This is a genomic window from Vibrio marinisediminis (assembly GCF_014050145.1).
GTDB lineage: Bacteria > Pseudomonadota > Gammaproteobacteria > Enterobacterales > Vibrionaceae > Vibrio > Vibrio marinisediminis.
This window is the reverse complement of the sequence record NZ_JACFYF010000007.1, coordinates 131137-153022: the sequence shown is the minus strand read 5'-3', so window position 1 is coordinate 153022 and position 21886 is coordinate 131137. Positions and strand designations below refer to the sequence as shown.

General features: G+C 43.8%; 11 protein-coding genes. 3 read left to right on the top strand and 8 right to left on the bottom strand.

All coding sequences use genetic code 11. From position 1 onward, the window contains the following. Nucleotides 1-17 precede the first annotated feature (17 nt). From betA to betI, 3 genes are read right to left on the bottom strand one after another with little or no spacing between them, the layout of a single operon-like run. The gene (gene betA / locus H2O73_RS12795) at nt 18-1718 is read right to left on the bottom strand and encodes a choline dehydrogenase (RefSeq protein WP_182109248.1); all 1701 of its coding nucleotides are present in this window, start codon (nt 1716-1718) and stop codon (nt 18-20) included. A gap of 21 nt (nt 1719-1739) precedes the next feature. Beyond that, the gene (gene betB, locus H2O73_RS12790; RefSeq protein ID WP_182109247.1) at nt 1740-3200 is read right to left on the bottom strand and encodes a betaine-aldehyde dehydrogenase; all 1461 of its coding nucleotides are present in this window, start codon (nt 3198-3200) and stop codon (nt 1740-1742) included. 16 nt (nt 3201-3216) lie between these two features. Then, nucleotides 3217-3831, bottom strand: a complete 615-nt coding sequence (gene betI, locus H2O73_RS12785) for a transcriptional regulator BetI (protein WP_182109246.1) — start codon at nt 3829-3831, stop codon at nt 3217-3219. A gap of 544 nt (nt 3832-4375) precedes the next feature. Between betI and yddG the strand changes: the two genes are divergently transcribed. The 3 genes from yddG (at nt 4376) to fdhF (ending at nt 15435) form a co-directional block, all read left to right on the top strand. Continuing rightward, nucleotides 4376-5308, top strand: a complete 933-nt coding sequence (gene yddG / locus H2O73_RS12780) for an aromatic amino acid DMT transporter YddG (RefSeq protein WP_182109245.1) — start codon at nt 4376-4378, stop codon at nt 5306-5308. Between the two features lie 268 nt (nt 5309-5576). After that, on the top strand, nt 5577-10613 hold the full coding sequence (locus tag H2O73_RS12775) for a diguanylate cyclase (protein WP_182109244.1): 5037 nt from the start codon (nt 5577-5579) through the stop codon (nt 10611-10613). Nucleotides 10614-11199: 586 nt separating this feature from the next. Then, nucleotides 11200-15435, top strand: coding sequence for a formate dehydrogenase subunit alpha (fdhF, locus tag H2O73_RS12770; protein WP_182109243.1), 4236 nt, complete (start codon nt 11200-11202; stop codon nt 15433-15435). 90 nt (nt 15436-15525) lie between these two features. On the opposite strand, the gene H2O73_RS12765 is transcribed toward fdhF, so the two are convergent. The 5 genes from H2O73_RS12765 to H2O73_RS12745 form a co-directional block, all read right to left on the bottom strand. Then, nucleotides 15526-16215, bottom strand: a complete 690-nt coding sequence (locus H2O73_RS12765) for a pseudouridine synthase (RefSeq protein ID WP_182109242.1) — start codon at nt 16213-16215, stop codon at nt 15526-15528. A 151-nt stretch (nt 16216-16366) separates the two neighbouring features. After that, on the bottom strand, nt 16367-16654 hold the full coding sequence (locus H2O73_RS12760) for a carboxymuconolactone decarboxylase family protein (protein ID WP_182109241.1): 288 nt from the start codon (nt 16652-16654) through the stop codon (nt 16367-16369). A gap of 63 nt (nt 16655-16717) precedes the next feature. Then, on the bottom strand, nt 16718-17563 hold the full coding sequence (locus H2O73_RS12755; protein WP_182109240.1) for an MBL fold metallo-hydrolase: 846 nt from the start codon (nt 17561-17563) through the stop codon (nt 16718-16720). 102 nt (nt 17564-17665) lie between these two features. Further along, a complete protein-coding gene (locus H2O73_RS12750; protein WP_182109239.1) occupies nt 17666-18301 on the bottom strand; it encodes a CatB-related O-acetyltransferase in 636 nt (211 codons plus the stop codon). 323 nt (nt 18302-18624) lie between these two features. Next, nucleotides 18625-21729 carry a DUF748 domain-containing protein gene (locus H2O73_RS12745; protein ID WP_182109238.1) on the bottom strand — a complete coding sequence of 1035 codons (3105 nt, stop codon included), beginning with the start codon at nt 21727-21729 and terminating at the stop codon, nt 18625-18627. Nucleotides 21730-21886 lie beyond the last annotated feature (157 nt).

Genomic DNA, 21886 nt, shown 5'->3' with positions numbered 1-21886 from the left:
GTTACTGACTTTTCTAATTAAGCGCGAGAGTCCAACTCTCGTTTCGGTGGATGCATGCGTTGCATCTCTTGCCAGTTCGGTGCAATCCAAACTGGAGTATTTTTAGCTTGCTCTAGTGGTTTACCTAAAATCATATCTGCCGCACGTTCCGCAACCATAATGGTGGGAGCATTCAAATTGCCGTTGGGAATAGTAGGGAAAATCGACGAATCCACTACGCGCAAATTCTCTACTCCCCGGACTTGGCAATACTCATTCAGCACTGCCATTGGGTCATCGTCAGCGCCCATTTTACACGTGCATGATGGATGATAAGCACTCTCTACATTTTCTTTCACCCAGGCATCAATCGCTTCATCTGAAGAGACTTCAATGCTTGGCTGAATCTCCTCACCACGAAAGCCATCCATCGCCGGTTGGGAAAGAATCTCACGGGTCAAACGAATGCAGTCGCGCCAATCTTGCTTATCTTGCTCGGTTGAAATGTAGTTAAACTCGATGCGTGGTTTGTCGTTGGGATTGCTTGAAATCACTTCAACGCTACCACGGCTTTCAGGTTTATTGGGACCGACATGAACTTGGAACCCATGCCCATCAAATGCCACCTTACCGTCATAACGCATCGCTGCAGGCAGAAAGTGGTATTGAATATTTGGCCATTTAAGCCCTTCACGTGAACGAATAAACGCACACGACTCAAAATGGTTTGTTGCACCTAAGCCTTTACGAGTCAAAATCCATTCGGTGCCAATCAAGCCTTTACTGAACAAGCCAAGCTTACTGTTCAGAGTAATCGGTTTTTTACAGTGATATTGAAAGTACACTTCTAAGTGGTCTTGCAGATTTTGCCCCACCCCGTCTAGTGCGTGGTTCACTTTGATACCTGCGTTTTCCAACACTGTTTTGGGACCAATCCCTGACAACTGTAATAGCTGTACCGAACCAATAGAACCGGCACTTAAAATCACTTCTCTGTTGGTAAAACATTGCTGAACATTGCCTGACTTTTCAAACTCGACGCCCACTGCCTTCTTGCCATCAAGAATCACGCGCTGCACCGTGACTTTCTTGATTAAGGTAAAGTTGCTGCGCTTTTTGGCACGGCTTAGGTATGCATTAGACGTTGAAGCGCGGACGCCTTTATCAACCGTCATGTGCATTGCACCAAAGCCTTCTTGTTGAAAGCCGTTGTAATCGTCTGTCTCTGGGTAGCCCGCTTCTTTACCAGCATCGATAAAAGCTTGGTAAAGAGGGTTTAGCGCCATCTCATTACCGTCGCAAGTACCGAGTGGACCATTGCCACCACGGTATAGGTCAGCTCCGCCGCGCCACGTTTCAGCACGTCGGAAATAGGGTAAACAACTTTGATAATTCCAGCCTTTTGCACCCTGCTCTTGCCATTCATCAAAATCACAAGCATGCCCACGAACGTAAACCATACCGTTAATCGAAGAACTGCCACCAAGCACTTTGCCGCGTGGACAATGCAATTGGCGCCCGTCTAATCCTTGTTCTTCAACCGTTTCAAATTGCCATGCATACTTCTCTGTATTCATTGGGTATGAGAGCGCCGTTGGCATTTGTATAAATATACTTTTATCTGTGCCACCCGCCTCTAGCAGAAGCACTTGGTGCTCACCACTTTCACTGAGTCGGTCTGCCAGTACGCAACCTGCTGAACCTGCACCGACGATGACGTAATCATATTGCTTTTGCATCAATATTCTCCTGGGGTTCGATTAAGCGTAAGGGCTTACAAAATCACCCAACTCCACCAAAACACTTTTGCTTTGTGTGTAGTGCTTGAGCGTTTCAATGCCGTTTTCTCGACCAATGCCAGATAGCTTGTAGCCGCCAACAGGCATTTCCGCCGGAGAATCGCCCCAGGTGTTTATCCAACAGATACCCGCTTGAAGTTGATGTATTACGCGATGAGCACGAGAGAGGTTTTGCGTGAATACACCAGCAGCCAAGCCGTAATCGCAATTGTTGGCTCTTTGTATCACTTCATCTTCATTTGAAAATGGCAGTACCGACATCACCGGACCGAAAATCTCATGCTGTACATGTTCCATGCTATCGTCGCAGTCAATAAACACAGTTGGTGCAACGAAGTTACCTTGCTCTAAGCCACCCTCTGTTACTTTGTAGCCACCAACCAATAATGTCGCGCCGCTTGATTTGGCTTTTTCGATCGCATCCAGGACTTTGGATTCATGCTCTTTGGAGATAAGTGCACCAACCTGAGTTTGCGGATCTTGCGGATCACCAATGACGAGCTTTTCAGTTCTTTGCTTAAGCTGAGTAATGAACTCGGAATACAGTTCTTGGTGTACAAACACGCGCGTACCATGAGTACACACCTCACCTTGAGTATAAAAATTTGCCACCATTGCCGCTGAAACCGCCTGTTCTAGTGGCGCATCAGGGAAGATGATTAATGGTGATTTACCACCAAGCTCCATCGTCACTTGCTTTAAGGTGCTCGCGCTATCACGCATTACCGCTTTACCTGTACCAGATTCACCAGTAAACGATACCTTGGCAATATCAGGATGTGCGGTGAGCATCTGACCGACTCGATAATCACCTTGAATCACGTTAAACACACCATCAGGCACGCCTGCTTCGCTGTAAATTTCAGCCAGTTTCAGTGCGGTTAGTGGCGTTTCTTCTGACGGTTTGAAAATCATCGCGTTGCCTGCGGCGAGTGCCGGTGCTGACTTCCACATTGCTATTTGAATCGGGTAATTCCACGCCCCGATACCCGCACATATTCCTAATGGCTCTTGGCGTGTATAGAAAAACTGTGACTGACTAAGCGACTGCTGATCACCTTGCAGACTAGGCGCTAAATTAGCGAAATACTCCACTACATCCGCACCCGTTGTGATATCCACCTCTAGCGCTTCTTGTATCGGCTTTCCTGTATCAACCACCTCTAGCATGGCTAACTCATCGTTTCGCTCACGGAGCAGTGCAACAGCTTTGTGCAAAATTCGGCTGCGCTCAGTCGCGCTCATCGCCGACCAGACTTGAAAACCGCGCTTAGCGGACTCTATCGCATATTCAAGATCGGCTTGTTCTGCTTGCTGAACTTGCGCGATCGGCTCACCCGTTGCTGGGTTACTTGTGGTGAAATACTCTTCAGATTGACCAAAGTGCATCCCACCATTGATGTAGTGTGATTTGATATCCATTTGAAGGTGTGACTCTTTATAGTTTTTGTGTATAGAACGTAATTTGCTTATCAAGATAGTCATTAATGATGGCTCGCGCTTTCTCTGCTTCTATGCCCTGCGGGTTGAGTGTGCCGCGTAACCAAATACCATCGATAAGTGAAGCTATGCCGTGTGCTACAAGATCGGCTTGTTCCGAGCTAATATTTTCTGTAGCAAAAAGTGCTTTAAGTTCAATTTTAAGGTGTGAGAGTAATCGCTTTTCGTTCACTCGCTGTAGACGCTTAAGCTGTACGTCATGCATCGAATATGACCAAAAAGCTAACCAGGTTTTAACGACCTGATTCTCCGCTTGGAAGCCAACAAAATTACCGTCGATGATGGCGTTAATTCGTTGATGATGAGCATCAACTGGTAGCTGCTTCAATTGCGTAGTAATCGAATAAGAATGCTGACGGAGGATCTCTCTCATCGTCTCTTCTAACAAACCATGCTTACCGCCAAAGTAGTGGTTAATAATCCCTGTCGATACACCCGCTTCTTTACTGATCAGCGATATGCTTGCCGCATGCAACCCAACTCGGTCAATCACCGCCATGGTTGCTTTAACAAGCTGTGGTTTTCTGATTTCAGGCATCCCTACCTTGGGCATTTTGCATCCTTGTTATTTTTAATTGAACGGTTAGTTAAATATAAAATGCCTGAATTTTACTTTGAACTCAAATGAATTTTCTAGAAGTGGGTAGTTAAACGACATAATAACCAGGAGATTCTTAGACTCTTAACTCTTGCCAAAGCCCGACACTCTAAGGCTTAACCATTTGTTAATGGCTCATTTTTAGTTACAATTCAGCACATTAAAAAAAGACCTAATATCATCCAATTCTATTCAGACGCTTAGTTAGGCTCACCACGCCTCTATTTTTATCAATAGAACTCTAATCATTAACTAGCCTAGCCACATTGCCACGCTTAACAAATGAACTATTAAATAGCAACATTATGCGGTATCCCTGATGCAACCTGAGAAGACACATTCACGTCGCCCCCCACAAAAAGGCGTTTCATAAATCACGTTGTTACAAGGCTAATTAGGTAAAAATTCGTTCAGTAATCAGTTCTTTTTTGCTTTCAACATTTGCAATTTGAGTTAAGCTCTATGGCTTACAAAAATCGACTCAACGATCTTGATCATTATGGAAACATCTCAGTTACGCTTCACTCTATATGGGTGTCTTGCCATCCTTTGTTGGAGCTGCTTACTTGCTTGTGCAAGATTAGTAACAGAGCACTTAGGTCCTATTGGTGGTGCAGCAATGCTTTACACTACTGCCTCTGTTTTACTCATCATTGTGCTGGGCATTCCAAAGCTATCGCTGTTCTCTTTTCGCTATTTAGTTATTGGCGGTATCTTATTTGTCAGTTATGAAATATTTCTCGCATTATCATTGGGTTACTCCAATAGCCGCGCACAATCTATAGAAGTCTCTATCGTCAATTATTTATGGCCAGCCCTCACCGTTTTATTTGCGGTACTGACAAGCAATAAGCGCCCAAATTGGCTGCTCTATCCGGCTATCATTCTGGCGTTTTTTGGCGTAGCCATTACGGTAAGCGGGGATAAAGGGTTCTCAATTTCTCAACTTTTTGCCAATGTAGGCAGTAACCCGCTGGTTTATCTTATGGCATTCAGTGGCGCCATTTTATGGGCGATATATTGCAACCTGACACGTAGACAAGAGTCGAAACACAATGCCATTACTCTTTTCTTTATCGCGACAGCTTGCGCACTTTGGATAAAGTACGCTTTTACCAATGAGCCTCCGATGGAGTTTAGTTGGACGGCTTCGATGACATTACTGGTGACAGCATGCCTAATGGCGGGTGGTTATGGTCTTTGGAACATCGCGATTATTGGCGGCAACATGGTCTTTCTAGCGACTCTCTCCTACTTCACGCCCATCTTCTCTGCAGTGTTTTCATCAATAATTCTAGGGGTATCTCTAGGGGCTAGCTTTTGGCAAGGAGTCATCATGGTCACCTTCGGATCCTTGGTTTGCTGGCTGGTGACTCGAGAAAAAAAATCAGCCCCTACCATTCAAGAGACAGACTCATCAGCCAAGTCTTGATTACAACTGAGCAAGTAACTTTTCTTCGGATATTTATCAACTTAGTGCTTGCTTTTATTCTCTTTTAACAACCATTCACATCCCCATCTATCAACAACTAATTTCTTTAAAATAAAGTTTTGCGATCAACACGACGATTCAAGGTTAACAATATGTAAATATTTGATGATGTAAGTCACTTCCTTTACTCTGTTAACTCGCTAATAATCCAAGGTTTTTATTCAAAGGATTAAGCGGTATTTACCAATAGACGAAGAAGAGTTACACGATGAAGATTGCAGGTTTTACCGATCTAAAACGGGTCTATAAAGGTTACCAACACGAGATTTATCAGGCGATACGCGAAGTCGATGCTCAAAGCGTTGCGATTAAAGTTCCCGTTAGTACCTTCCCTGAACCTCGACAGATAGTCGCACTGCAACGTGAACACCAAATCCTCAATCAAATCGACGGTCAAGGTATACCAAAAGCGATAGAGTTTTTTGAGTTCAAAAACTCAGCATGCTTCGTTCGCCAATGGGTTGAAGGGATATCGCTGCGAGACTATTTTAATCAGCAAGCAGTTTCAATCCACCAAGGGCTGCTAATAAGCATTGAACTCACACGTATAATTGGTCAACTGCATCGCCAGAACTATTGCCATCGCGATATCTCCGCAGGCAACATCGTCATCAACATCGGCTCCAACCAGCTAACGTTGCTCGATTATAGTTCCGCACTCGAGTTTCCAAATCGCGCGCGTAGAGTGCTCAAGCCGAAGTTTATCGAAGGTTCAAGGGCTTATATGTCGCCCGAGCAGACCGGTAGAATGAACCGTGGTCTGGATTTTCGTACCGATTTTTATTCTTTGGGCGTATTACTTTATGAGCTATTTACACAACGATTACCCTTCATCACACAGGATAATAATCAGCTCATTCACAGCCATATTGCATTAGACCCCAAGGCACCCTCTTCTCTATCAGCCGAGATCCCGGTGGTGCTATCTAACATCATCCTTAAGTTGATGAGTAAATCTCCTGACGCACGCTATCAAAGTGCTCAGGGTATTCAAGCCGATTTAGAGCGTTGCCTATTGGAATGTGAGAAAGGCAACACCACAACAAAATTCGAACTCGGAACCGAAGACTTGCGTGATTGGTTTATCATCCCTGATAAGCTGTATGGTCGTAAAAGGGAAACACAGACCCTTCTTAAGGCTTTTGAACAAACTCAAATTAGTGAAGGTCAACTACTCTTTGTCACTGGTCCTTCTGGTATCGGTAAAACATCATTGATTAAAGAGTTGTATCGCCCACTCGCAGAACAAGGCGGCTACATCTCTAGTGGTAAATACGACCAAATAATGCGGCATCAACCTTATTTTGGCGTAATACAAGCACTTAGTGGCTTGATTAAGCAAATCATTGCTGACAACGAATCTCGCCGACAATTTTGGCAAACGCAGATCCTTCAGGGTGTCGGTCACAACGGGCAAATCCTTATCGACGCCATTCCAGAACTGGAGTATTTGATAGGCAAACAACCGCCAGTGACAATCATTCCAGACGATGCGAGTTCCACTCGATTTAACACCACTTTTTTCAATCTCTTGTACACACTAAGTCATTCAGGCGTACCTTTGGTTCTATTTTTTGATGATTTACAATGGATAGACCAAGCAAGTCTCGCGCTAATTGAAGCGCTAACACCAACCCTTAGTGAATCAACATTAATGCTGATTGGGGCATATCGTTCTAATGAAGTTGATAATAATCATCCATTAATGTTGTCAATGCCTCGCTTTGAATCTAATTGTACCAATCTGTCCTGCATAGAGTTAAGTCAGTTGCCAAGTGATAGCTTAAAAGAACTATTGTATGAAACGCTTGGTCTTACTGAGCCCGAATCGAGTCAACTCAATCAATTAATCTTCGAAAGAAGCCATGGTAATCCGCAGATATATCGCACAATGTTATTCACGTTGTACAGCCATAATTCGGTTTCCTATGATTATTGCCTCCGACAATGGCGCTGGAACCGTAAAGCAGTTGAAGCAATGCCTCATGCGCAAAACTCGGTCGCAATGCTTAAGAACAACATGAGAGAGTTCACCACGGAAACTATTGAAGTAATCAGAACTGCAGGTTGTATTGGTAGTCACTTTGACCTCGACTTACTGGCTAGATTAACTCGCTCTACAAAAGTAATGACCGCACAATCTCTATTGCCTGCAATCATCAAAGGGTACATACAACCTTTAGATGATGACTTTGAGCTTTATACCAACACGTCAGGCGACAAATTACCGAACATTTCCTTCAAGTTTACTCACGATAGAATTCAGCAAGCTGCGTATGGATTAGTGACTAAAGATGACCAAGCGCGAATACATTGGCAAATAGGTCAAGCTCTACTTGATGAGCTTGATGAGCGACAACAAGAAACAAAACTATTCGATGCTGTATTGCATCTTAATCAAGGGGCTATCCACGCTTCAAGTACTCAGTCTGCCATGCTAATCGACCTTAACCTAAAAGCAGGCAAACGCGCGAAGCAATCCGCCGCTTATGATGTCGCCTATTCATGCTTAGAAAAGGCTTTTACTTCTATTGGTAAAGATGCGTTCAACAGTGGTTCAGAGTACGCCATTGAAGTAGGGCTTGAATTCGCCCAGTCCTGCTATCTCGTTGGGCAATTCGATCAAGCTGAGAGCTTATACCAACAGATAAAATCAATCACTACATCAGAAAGAGATTTATTAAAGCTTGCTAATATTCAAGCCAAGCAATATCACCACCAAGGTTTGTATCAACAGTCTGTAGAACAAGGTTTCCAAGCGTTGCGTTTACTCGGCATTGCTTTACCTGACGATGATGACAAATTGCTCGAGTTATTTGCTGAACAAAAAGGACAAATTGAACGCGCCTTGCAAACAAAAACGCTTGATGTCGTCTATCAGCAAGAACATGTCGAAGATGAATATACCTCTCTCACTCTAGCGTTACTATTTGACATGTTTAGCAATGCTTATCTTCTTGGGCGTGGTCCTCTACTCGCCGCCATCGCTGCAACGAGTGCTCGCCTAGCGATAGAGCGTGGCAATTGCGCTGTTTCATCAGTCTGTTTCATTCACTACGCAACTATCCTCTGCTCAAGTGGTGAATACATCGAAGGACATCAGTTTGGTCGCCTCGCAGTAAAACTCGCTGATAAATACCAACATCCGACATATAAAAACTACACCTATCATGTGTTTTCACTGGGTATTAATCACTGGCGTGAGCCACTAAAAAACAGTTACTACTACTGGCACGAAGCATCAAAGCTATCTAAAGAATCCGGTTCTCCGTTCGCAGGTTGGGTATTTTTACAACTCCCCCACCTACTATTTGCCTCTGGCACCCAGTTAGCGAAAGTAGAACAACAAGTAGCTGAGAGCTACGAGTACTTAAACTCCAACCAACTGAATGACGTTGCTAAACTGCTTAAAATTATTGTTGACCAACCTCTGCGCCACCTTACAGGCAAGACCTTCAGTTTCGATTCACTTGATGATGCTGATTTTACCACTGCAGAGTTAATGGCAACATTCAAAGACGCTCCATTCTTTCTTGGGCACACCGTCTATTCCGTACTGCGAGCAACATTACTTAGTCGTAATTTCCAGCCAAGTAAACAGTTATTCGAATGGCTACCAGTAATAGAAAATACGGTTCAAGCGCAGATCATCCTAGTCGACAGCTACTTATTCACCGCACTCCATTTATGCGCGAACTGCAATCATGTGGCCGAAAATGAAAAACAACAGCTCTTGTCTACTATCAACGAAATTGTCGTCAAATTTGAAGAGTGGGCTCGACTTTGTCCAAGCAACTACCGTCATAAATTGGAAATGCTACAAGCGGAATTACTGCGTTTAAATAATCATCCAATGGAGGCGCTAGCCTTGTATGACAAAGCTAGAGAATCTGCACTTGAGTCTAGATTCTTAATGGATGCTGCGTTATGTGATGAACTAGCGGGTTTTTTCTGGCTTGATATTGGAGTTGTCTTTCAGTCTGATTCTTATATAAGACGTGCGATCTCTGGTTACCATCAATGGGGCGCAAGTGGAAAAGTTGATTGGCTAAAACAGCACTTTCCCCATTTGAGCAACAACTACGATGACCATATTACTCAGCTAAACAGTACCGTCTCTTCTACTATTGAGACCGATGATTTTTCGGCCGGACTCGATATGAAATCGGTATTAAAAACCTCGCAAGCGGTTTCCCAGCATATCCACCTTAATACACTCGCCAAAGAACTACTCGATCTAGCGGTGGAAAATGCGGGCGCAACTCAAGGTATGTTATTACTCGAAAATGAAGACCAATTTACCATTACACACACGTCGAATGTGGATACGTCAAAGAAGCAAGCAGTCAACATTGAGTATACTCAATCAGACTCTCTTTCTCATGCCATGGTCCGCTATGTATTAAAGCTATGCCAGCCTGTGGTTTATACATCAAGTGATCTTAGCGAGCAATTCGAACGCTGCTCTTATCTACAAGGAAAAGATTTAATATCCGTATTGTGCCTGCCCATCGTCAGACAGAATAAAATATCTGGCGTGCTCTACCTAGAGAACACCCATACTGCTGATGCCTTTCAATTGGATCGCGTTCAAACACTAAAGATTATTGCATCACAAGCTGCTATCTCCCTCGAAAATGCGCAAATGTACCAAGACTTGCAAGACTTGAATAAAAACCTTGAGCAACTAGTTCACGAACGAACAAAGCGTCTCTATCAGGCGAATCAACAACTTGAACAGTCCAATCAAGAGCTCTATACACTTTCGACCACCGACGGGCTCACTCAGCTATTTAACCGACGTTATATTGAACAATACATAAACGGCAGCATGCAGCAACGCCAGTTAGATGTTGAACCAATGTCGATTCTTATGCTCGATGTTGACCACTTTAAATCAATCAACGATACCTTTGGGCACAGTAAGGGTGACCATGTCTTAGTTAGCGTTGCTGAAGCTATTAAACAATCAATTGGCATAAAAGATATACCTGGAAGATGGGGGGGCGAAGAATTTGTTGTGATATGCCCTACTAATATCGACGCTGCCTTTAAAAATGCTCAACTGATCAGTCGCAACATTTTCAACTTAGATTTAATAGAAGGCACAAATGTGACCGTAAGTGTTGGCGTGACGCCTTGCCTACAAGATGACACCATCGACAACGTTCTCAGCCGCGTTGACGAGGCGCTTTATCAAGCGAAAAACAACGGAAGAAACCAAGTCATTATCAAGAATAACTAGAGTTGCTTTACCGCTTTACAAAATGGAGTCGTAAAATCTTCAGCATTTGACTAACAGGTCAGATGTGATAGCTCACCCAAGTGTTACACTTGTTGTGTTACCATACAAAAAGTGTTGTTTTATTGCTGATATGCAATAACGAACGGACTTATCAGAAAACAAAATCAGCTTTATTGAGTTATTGTTTTTTGTACTTAGACTCAAAGCTTTATATAAGATAGGTCCAATAAATGAGGAATTTATTCGTATTCAATGGTGATTGTTCAGGTGTTCAAAGCTATCTGACACCTCGCTCGATGTCTTTTCATATTATTTAAAGTAGACATTGGTTTGGTGATTGAATTTTTTGACGCGATTTAGGCTCAGATAACACTGAGTTTGTCACTGTGTTTACGGGAACATTTCAAAGATTTAAACCTGTATCATCAGGGGTGTTGGATAACTATTTTTGTATCCAATTATTAGTCCAGCATCGGTGATTCAGACTGTTTTTTTGCTTGCATCAATCTGTTAATGCGAATGATTATCCCTACAAATGGTGTGGTCTATTAACACAGATTGGAGACAGCGTTGCTACGGGGGTAGCATGATAGAAATCATTATCGATGGAAAATATCGAATCGTTGAAACTGGTCAAACGCTTCTAGAAGTTGCGAAAGTGTGTGGCGTTGATATTCCATCACTATGTGGCATGAACAAAAGCAATGACAAAGTTCCTTGTGATTTGTGTGTAGTTGAAGTTGAAAGTGGCGGTACCGCGAGAGCTTGTGAACTCAAAGTCTATAATGGCTTAAATGTGGTAACTCAGTCAGAACAACTGAGCGAACATCGCAGAAAAGCGCTCAACCGCATCATGACAGACCACTACGCGGATTGCGAAGCTCCGTGCAAAACCGCCTGCCCTGCTGGCGTCGATATTCAGTCATACCTATACCATATTGCGCAAAACGACCATCAAAAAGCCATCGAAGTCATCAAACGCACCTTACCAATGCCATTGTCGATTGGGCGAGTATGTCCAGCCTTTTGCGAAACCGAATGTCGTCGCTCACTGGTAGATGAACCGATAGCCATTCGACAACTTAAACGCCATGCTGCAGACGCTGATTTAGCGGCCTATGAAGCCTACGTTCCAGAAAAGAAACCGAGCAAGGCACGCAGCATCGCTATCGTCGGTGGTGGACCAGGCGGATTAACGGCTGGCTATTACCTGTCAAACGAAGGTTACGACGTCACGTTATTTGAATCTATGCCGCAAGCTGGTGGCTGGCTGCGCTACGGTATCCCTGAATATCGCTTGCCTAAAGACATTCTTGATAAAGAAATCGAATTGATGTGTCGAAATGGCATGGAAATCCAGACCAATAAGAAATTAGGTAATGATTTTTCTCTTTCGCAACTCAGCCAAGATTATGATGCGGTTTGCCTAGCGGTCGGCGCCTCTCTTGCCGTAGAAATGAATTACGCTGGCAGTGATCTAGATGGCTGCTATTTAGGCGTAGATTACCTCAAAGATTACGTTACCGAGCACAAGTACACCACAGGCAAAAAAGTGGCGGTTATCGGTGGCGGTAATACCGCGATTGACTGTGCCCGCACTGCGCGCCGAACTGGTGCCGACACCACATTGATTTATCGTCGAACACGCGACGAAATGCCGGCTGAAGACTACGAAATTGTTGAAGCCGAACACGAAGGGGTAAAATTCCACTTCCTAACTAACCCAGCAGAAAACATTGCCGATCAGAACGGGCGTGTCAATGCGATCCGCCTTGAACGCATGGCATTGGGCGCGCCTGACTCATCGGGTCGACGCAGCCCTAAAGCAACGGGAGAATTCTTTACCGAAGAGTTCGATACCGTTATCGCCGCGGTATCGCAAAAACCTGACTTAAGTTTCTTAGAAAACGATTCGTTATCTATCCCCCTCACTCGCTGGAATACTTCAGATTCCAACGATCTAACCATGCACACTGGTACTGGCAACATTTTCAGTATTGGTGATTTCCGCCGCGGTCCAGCAACGGCAGTTGAAGCTGTGGGTGACGGACGAGTAGCCGCAAAAGCGATTGATTTATTCCTTAATGGTGACATGGACGCAATGCCAAAGCCGGCATTTAACTCACGTAAAGAGAAGAAACTATCTCAAGTGGACCCTCTCCATTTTGAAAATATTCTTAAAGTCACACGCTCTATCATGCCGGAATTGACGCCACAACAACGAGAGCAAAGCTTTGCTGAAGTTGAGTTGGGCTTTGATAACGAAGAAGCAATAAGAGAAGCCGCTCGTTGTTTGGAGTGTGGCTGTCAGGCAAATACTGACTGCTCACTGCGTGACTACTCTACCGAATACGAAGCTGAACAGAAGTTTGATTCTTCATTAAACATCACTTCTGCAAATGTGATTGACCATCAAGATTGGCTTGGGCTACGAGCGAAAGATACGCGCCATAAATTCGAAGTGGACCGCAGCTCAGAGTTCATTGAATTTGATGCGAACCGATGTATCAGTTGTGGGCAATGCATCCAAGCTTGTCGGGAACAAGCCGTACACGGCGTTTTAAGCTTCAGTTATGATATGAAAGGACGTCCTGCTCTACGACCAGACGATCGCCCGCGCTTTAGCTCGCAAAATAAAGGCACAAAACCAGATTGTTTCACCCTAATGGGGGATTCAAACTGCGTACAATGTGGTGCCTGTGTCCAAGCCTGTCCAACCGGTGCTATGGTCGACAGCCGCGACCGTTCGCAAGGTCGAGAAGAACAATTACGCGCGGTCGACACTATCTGCACTTACTGTGGTGTAGGCTGTAAATTGACCATGATGGTGGATGAAGCAAGCAATACCATTCGCTATGTCAAAGGCGGTGATTCGCCAGTAAACCAAGGCATGTTATGTGTTAAAGGACGCTTTGGCTTTGACTTTGTGAACAGTGACGAACGACTAACTACCCCGCTAATTCGTAAAGATGGCTGGTTACAACCCGCAAGTTGGGATGAGGCAATCCAGTTGATTGCGTCTAAGTTTACCAGTATTAAGCAAGACTTCGGCAGCAACGCTCTGGCGGGTTTTTCTTCGGCAAAAACAACTAACGAAGACAATTACGCTTTCCAGAAGTTCATTCGTCGTGAGTTGGGTACCAACAACGTCGATCATTGTGCTCGACTATGCCACGCATCAAGTGTTACTGGCTTAGAAGCCTCGCTAGGCAGCGGTGCAATGACCAACGATATCCCGAGCATTAAGCACTCAGATGTGATCTTTATTATTGGTTCGGATACGACTTCAGCGCACCCAATCATTGCATCACATATCAAACAAGCAATTCGACATCACGGTGCTCGTTTAGTGGTTGCGGACCCAAAACGTGTCGATATTGCTGACCACGCTGAGTTGTACTTAGCGCACCGTCCGGGAACAGATGTGATGCTGTTAAACGGCATCATGCAGCAAATCATTAAAAATGGTTGGTACGATCAAGAATACATTGAAGAGCGCGTGGACGGATTTGATACGTTATTACAAGAAGTTATGTCACCTGCATACAGCTTGGATAAAGTCGAATTAGTGACAGGTGTGAAAGCCGATGACATTTTCGCCATGGCACGCATGATTGGTACGGCAAAACGTACTGCAGTGTACTACTCGATGGGTATCACGCAGCACACCACCGGACACGACAACGTACGTTCTATCGCGAACCTGCAATTATTGTGTGGCAACATTGGTATTGAAGGCGGCGGTATTAACCCGCTACGCGGTCAATCAAATGTACAAGGTGCGTGTGACATGGGTGCACTGCCTAACAGCTACCCAGGCTACCAAAAGGTTTATAACCCGATTGTGCGCCAGAAATTTGCGATTGAATGGGATGCGCCTGACTTACCAGCCGAGCAAGGTCTGACACTAACAGAAATCATCGACGCAGCGTGTCATCGCGACGTTCGCGGCTTGTACATTATGGGCGAAAACCCTGTACTTAGTGACCCGAACCAAGCGCACGTAATTGAAGGGCTTGAAACTTTAGACTTTTTAGTCGTTCAAGACATCTTCCTAACAGAGACCGCTCAATACGCCGATGTGGTACTTCCCTCTTGTTCATTTGCTGAAAAGTCGGGGCACTTTACCAATACTGAACGTCGAGTGCAGCGTGTTAATAAGGTGGTCAATGCACCAGGAGAGGCAAAAGAAGATTGGCGAATTATTCAAGAGATCGCCAATGCCATGGGTAGCGATTGGCATTATCAAACTGTCGCTGACATCACTAGTGAAATAGCCCGCGTAACACCACAATACGTCGGACTACGTTGGGAGAACATCACACCCGACGGCGTACAATGGCCAAGTAACAAGAATAACCCAAACGGCACTCGCATCATGCACCAAACTCAATTTACTCGAGGTAAAGGACAGATGGTAGGTGTGCCATTTCGATACGCCGCCGAGTTGCCGGATGACGAATATCCTCTTGTACTCACAACGGGTCGTGTGTTGGAACAATTCCACACTGGCACAATGACACGTAAAACAAAAGGTTTGGATAATCTTGCAGGACCAAGAGCGATGATCAGCGTCGAAGATGCTGAAGCGTTGGGTATCAGCAATGGTCAACGTCTGCAAGTTTCTACGCGTCGAGGCAGCATTGAAATTGATGCCTTTGTAACCAAGCGAATGCAACAAGGGGTGGTATTTATCCCCTTCCACTTCGTCGAGTCTCCAGTTAACCGTTTAACCACAACTGCGACGGACCCTCATGCCAAAATCCCTGAATTCAAGGTGGCTGCGGTAAAAATTGAGGTTTGTAATACAGTAACGGTCTAGCGATTATACGCTAGCTATAAATGAACAAAGGGCGGCGTACTTATTCAGAACACCGCCCTTTTTGTTTATAGATTCTTATGCTTAGCCCTTTTAACGGTTAAACGACTGGACTTCATCGTTGGTTAAATAGCGCCATTGACCAACGTCTAAATCTAAGTTTACGTCACCGATAGCTTCACGATGAAGTGAAACCACTCGGTTACCTACCGCAGCAAACATACGTTTAACCTGATGAAACTTACCTTCAGTAATGGTTAATAGAACCTCTTTAGCACTGATAACTTCTAATTGCGCAGGTAGAGTCAATTGCAGCTCCCCCTGTAAAGCAATGCCGTGCTCGAACTTTGCTGCTACATCTTCACCAATGTCTCGAGATAAGCCTACTCGATAAACTTTACTGCATTTTTGAGTCGGTCTGGTGATGTTAAACGACCAGCGTCCGTCATCAGTGATCAATACCATACCAGTAGTATCGGCATCTAAACGCCCCGCAATATGCAGCTCAGAGACATTCTCAATCTCTAAATAATTGAACAGGGATGGATACAATTCGTCTTTATTTGAACATATCGTTCCAGCAGGTTTGTGCATGAGGATATAACGAAAATCGCGCGTTTTTAGCCTAGAACCATTGAGTAGGATGGCATTATTTTCATGCACTTGTGTGGCTTCATCCGTGATGATACACCCATTGACACTCACGTCTCCGGCACGAATTTGCTCAATCGCTTCTGGTTTCGTCAATTCGGTACTTTTACAGACAAATTTATCTAGGCGCATTATACAAAGCACTCTGGGAACAAAGAGTCCGACATTATCCTTAGCCAGTGACAATTAGCAACAGTTCAACGAAAATTAGCCATAGAGTACTTTGAAGCACTCTTTGTTGTCATAACTGGCTTAGCGATTAGCATAAACTCAAATGCACTTGTTACTCAAAGTCATCAAGGTTAATACTGTATTTTTGTAGCACTTCTTGCATTTGCAGCTTCTTTTGACCCGCCGCAACTGCCATAACTTTAGCGGTGACGTCGGATATTTCACCTTTTGTTATTCCCGCTTTTCCTGCTTGAAGGAGATAGTAGCGAGTACAAGGTAAGCAATTCATCGCCATTGCAGCAGACAAGCCTACTAACAACTCAGTTTTGCTATCTAAGTGCTCATTCTCATGAGTCGAATGATAAAAATCTTCATATGGTTTTTGGTGCTTTCCTAGCATAATTGTCCCTTAATTTCTTTCCTTGCGCTAAGCTACAACTTACTCATTGCAATCTTAATGCGACTAAATCACGACACTACGTCCCGTAGGTAGATGATCTAAACGCTCGCCCAGTACTTCTTTGAGGATCCCATAAGCTTTCATTCCCGTGCAGTGCCCGGTGTAAAGCTTATCAATTGGGTACTCCAGTAGTGTGTGAGCTAACTGCTTTATTTCCGCTTTGGTACCGCCAATACTATTAAATAGCGGTAGACCTACCAAATGGAAGCCGCCAACAACGGCTTTGATTCTCGTATTCGGAAATAGCCCAATAGCCGTCTCAACCATATTAAGAACACCACTATGAGCACAACCAGTAAACACGATCAGCCCATCCTCTTCTTTGACCACCAGCATTAATTCATGATCAAATCTATCGGGTTTATAACCGTGCTTTGAATGAGTAAACAGATACTTGTTACCCTTGGGCTGGGCAAATCGTTGCTTTATGTCAGTGACAATAAATATATTTGGACGAATTTCAGTTATACCGTTAACCAACGTCAATCGGGAACTCATCTTACTGAACAGACTCTTCTCAATACCCACATTGCTTTCAAAACCAAAAGCCTTAAAACAATATTCATTGTCTTCACATTGCTTAAAATAGACCTGCGCTTTGGAATTACGAACGATGAAATGAGCAGTACCGTTACAATGATCATGGTGTCGATGCGATATCACTACTGCATCGACACCTTCAATAGAAATATCGAGTAATTTTGCGTTGTCGCAGAAGGCTTGGCTACTGCCAGTATCAAAGAGAATACTCTGCCCCATGGTTTCCATGTGCAAAGACAACCCTCGCTCTACGGTAAGATCCGTTCTATTCGCTAACCGTGAATTGTCCACTAAAGCTGTCAGTTTCATTATTTTCTCATCGGCATAAAAATGTTCATGCGTTAAAAAGATCCACACGTTGAAAAATAGCGTCGACTAATGAGCGACGCTATCGATGGCGACATTTACACGCTATTTGGCGGAATCGTACAAAGCAACGGCTTGGCTTAACGCTTCAAAATTAGAGCTACACAGAAGTGGTTTTAGCGCTTCAAATTTTTCAGCAGACCAATCATAAACCTTAAATGAGAGTAACGCTTCGATTACGGAAGGTTCAAAACGGTATTTCAGCCGTTTTGCTGGGGAACCAGCAACTACACTATAAGGCTCGACATCTTTGGTCACCACACTATTCGCCGCGACAATTGCACCTTCCCCGATAGTGACGCCGGGCATTATCATTGCCCTCATTCCCAACCAAGACCCATCTCCGATGTGGGTATCACCTTTGCCAACATAGGCTTGTTCGATGTTTTCCATAAACGGATAAAGACAAAACCAATCTGCTCTATGGGTATGATTGCCCCCCATTAAGATAACAACTTCTGCTCCTATGCAGACATAATCGCCAATGAATAACTTATCGATATCCCAGCGAGGTTGCCATTGACGGCTGATCTTATCACCGTGTAAATACCTCACTACAGACTCTTCAAAACCCTTATCCCAGCAATCACTGTAGTAACTATGTGTTCCTTTGACATGAATGTTAGCGTTGGTGACAACTTCATGAAGTAACTGAAATTTTGACCAGTGTTTTTCTTGCATGTTCAATCTCTGACTAATGTATAAATAGTGGAAAAACTCAAATTAAACATTAGAACAGTCAATGGATTTGCGGCTGATTTAATAAAGGGATTCGTTTCATAATAATGTGGTTGTAGTGGCGCTGATGATTAAGAGTAACATATCATCCAATACATGGTTACTCTTCAAAATTAGACTCCATTTCTGCTATGGCTGTAATATCGTCAAATAGTGCGAACAGGGTTATCAATTATGTTATCGAGCTAAAAACCATCGATAAAAAAAGGCGCCCAAGTTTCCCGGAGCGCCATTTCATATTTATCGTTCGTCGATTAGATCTGCTGTTACTTCGCTTCTAGTGAGAGTAATACGCTACTTGAGTCTTGCTCAATATCAAATCGGCTATCAAGTAAGAATACCCGTGACGCGTCTACATTTACCGCATCAACTAAATACGCTTTAACGGTTTTAGCGCGCTGTTGAGCAAGTTGTCCCAACTTACCTTCATCCACCTCTTGCTTATTCAACACTAAATTGTAAAGCGCGATGTGCCAACGCTGATCGAGATCACTCTCGGTATACTCCTGCCCTTTCTCATCCATCTCATCTTCAATGGCGTCTCGAACTGTGTCTGCATCTTCACCAAATTCCGATTGGTAAATCGCTTTCAAAGCGTCAGATAACACCCCAGATGTCGGCATCGTACTTGCGCTTAAGTTTTCAGGCAGTTGAACCACCGTTGTTTTCGCAGTTTCTGCCAGTAATTGGTTAAACTGCTGCAAAGCCAATGCTTTACTGTCTTGCACGGCATCGACAGCACCATCAACCGTCAAGGTTAATTTAGGACGAGTTTCCAATGCAGAACCAAGAGTCTGTAGTTTTTCTTGCTCTTCAGGGGTCAGTGTATTAGCACCAAATTCAAATGTAATAACATTCAACTCATCATCTGAATCAGCAAGACCAGCAATGAATGAAAAAGGCGCGGTGACGGCTTTAGTAATGATGTTCGAAAGCGTACTCCAAATCACGGCACCTAGGCTAAATTCAGGATCATCGACATCACCTGACACCTCAACGCCTAGATCAATGACACCGTCGCTATCTTGTAACAGAGCAATCGCCAATGATATTGGAAGATCCGTCGCCAAATCACTTTCACTCGCTTTACCCAACTGTAGTTGGTCAATCACCACGTGATTAGAGCCCTTCAGTTGGTTATTTTCCAATTGATAATTTAGTGAAAGAGATAGCTGACCTCTATCAATATAGTGGCCTGCGTATGTACCTGAATATGGGTTTACCGTCGTTAGTTCAACACTTTGGAAAATAACATCCAAATCTAGATATGGCTGTTCCAGCAATGGGTTGATTTCGCCTTTCACTTGTACTGGTGCATAGCGGTCAATGTTGCCACTGATATCAACCGTAGCTTTTGTTCCTGGAACACTCGATACATGCCCAATATCGCCTTTCAGTTGCTCAATGCCCGACGAGAAATTTGGCGTCAAAGAGTTGTCAGCAAAAAATGCTGAACCATTATTAAAAGCAATTTTACGCACACTTAATGCAAATGGTTTCTCTTGCTTATTGCTCGCGGTTTTACTCTTGCTGCTCGCTTTTGTGCTGCTCACTTTGGTGTTAGTTGGCTGAGCCACAACAAGATCACCAATGTTGGTGCTACGATCTTTATTGATCACCACTCGTGCATAAGGTTGGCTTAGGCTCAAAGTATCAATATCGAGTTTTGATTTCTGTAAATCAAAATTAAACTTGTTCACAGCCAGCGAGCGCCATTTGACGAATGGTTTACGTAATTTGTTGTCACGAATAGAGAGGTGTTCAACTTTCGCTCCACCGCTAACGGTGACGTCACCTGCTGCATTCGCACTCAGTTTTAATTGAGTATTCAATGCTCCATTGGTTAAAGTAGCATTAACCGCTGTGGCTATGTAAGGTTGGAACTGAGCCAGCTTTAACGACTTCACTGCAATATTCGCGAGTACGGACTGCTGTTTCACATCAGCTTGCCCACCAACACTAATGTCCCCTTTGCCATTAACAGCAGTCGAAACATCAAATTCGATAGGTTTAGAGAAATCACTGACTATTTGTTTGGTGGTGATATTGATCGGTGCAATAATCCACTGATTAGCTTTCTTGGTAACGACCTTTTCTTCAACGTTCAGTTGATAGTCTTTCAACTCAATACCATTTAGCGTCACCAGCCATGACGGTGCTTTTTCGTCTGCGAGGTTATCCACGCTCTGATCTGATTGAGTATCAGATGTCGTATTTTTAGTTACATCTCCGGCTTGCACTGGCGCTTTTTCAACCGATGACTTAGGTGTAAAAAATGCAGCGAGATCAGCCCCTTCACCATCCACTTTAGCTGAAACGTTAAGCCCTTTAGACGTAACCGAAGCGATATTGACCGTTTGAGCCTCTACGTCTGTCGCAATATCATTGACCGAGAAATTTGGTAGAGAAACGACCGATTTCTCATTTACGTCAAAATTGAGATTATTAACAGCGAACATGCCCTTAGAGGTTGTGATACTCATGGCATCATCTGCTTCCGTTTCACCAATTGATTGTTGAATATGGTAGTTCGACGAAAAGTTCACATCACCAGAAGTCAGTTTTGCGATAATGTCTTGGGCTACAAATCCCCATAAACGAGACAATTGGATACGCTCAACATCAACCGAACCCACAACTTCAAGCGGTTTTAACTGTACTTGTCCAGCCATTTTAATAGTGGCTGAATCAGCGTCCGTAATATTCAGCTTATACTGGTTCTTCTTGTCAGCATCACTCAGTAAGCTTTGAGTAGAAAATTCACCCAAGGTAACATTGATATTTGGGTAAGCAAGTTGAGTGCCTGTCACACCATCAAAGAATCGAACTTCACCTTGGGTTAACGCAGTTTGCTTGATCGATACAGGGAATAATGGCGCATGTCTATCAACAACTTCATCAGCTTTAGGCTCAGTTTCTTCCACTGAAGCAGTATTGCGAGCTATCGCATCCAACATATCACTAAAGTTAAACAACAGTTCTTCACGGTTGTTCAATCGCTCTAGGTTTACATAAGGTTTATCAAGTTGGATATATTCAATTGAAAGCGAGGCATTAAAAATGGATTGCCAAAAATTTAGCTTAACACCCGCATTTTCGAAGCTAACAAACGGTTTCGCCTCTTCTAAAATAGCAAATTGATGCACATCAAACTGGAGCGTAAAAGGGTTGATCGTAACATCTGTTAACGTTACTGGACGTTCAATTAGCTTTGAGACTTGCTCGGGAATTTGCTGCTTGGCGACATAAGGTACAAGTAACCCAAGTAAAGCCGCATAACAGAGATATGCACTTACCGCGTACGTGCTCCAACGAACCGCTCGTGGAAAAGCACGAAACTTAGCCACTGCACCTTTGAATTTGTTCGACATTCTGACTGTCTGCTCCTACGTCTATATCGACAATATTTCCAATTATTGTTCACCTTTGACAAACTGGTGACGCTTACGCTCTAACAACAAATGATCAGATCCGTAACCAACCTTCATCATTCAGTTAATTGGGTATATTCCATTGCTGCTTCTCTGT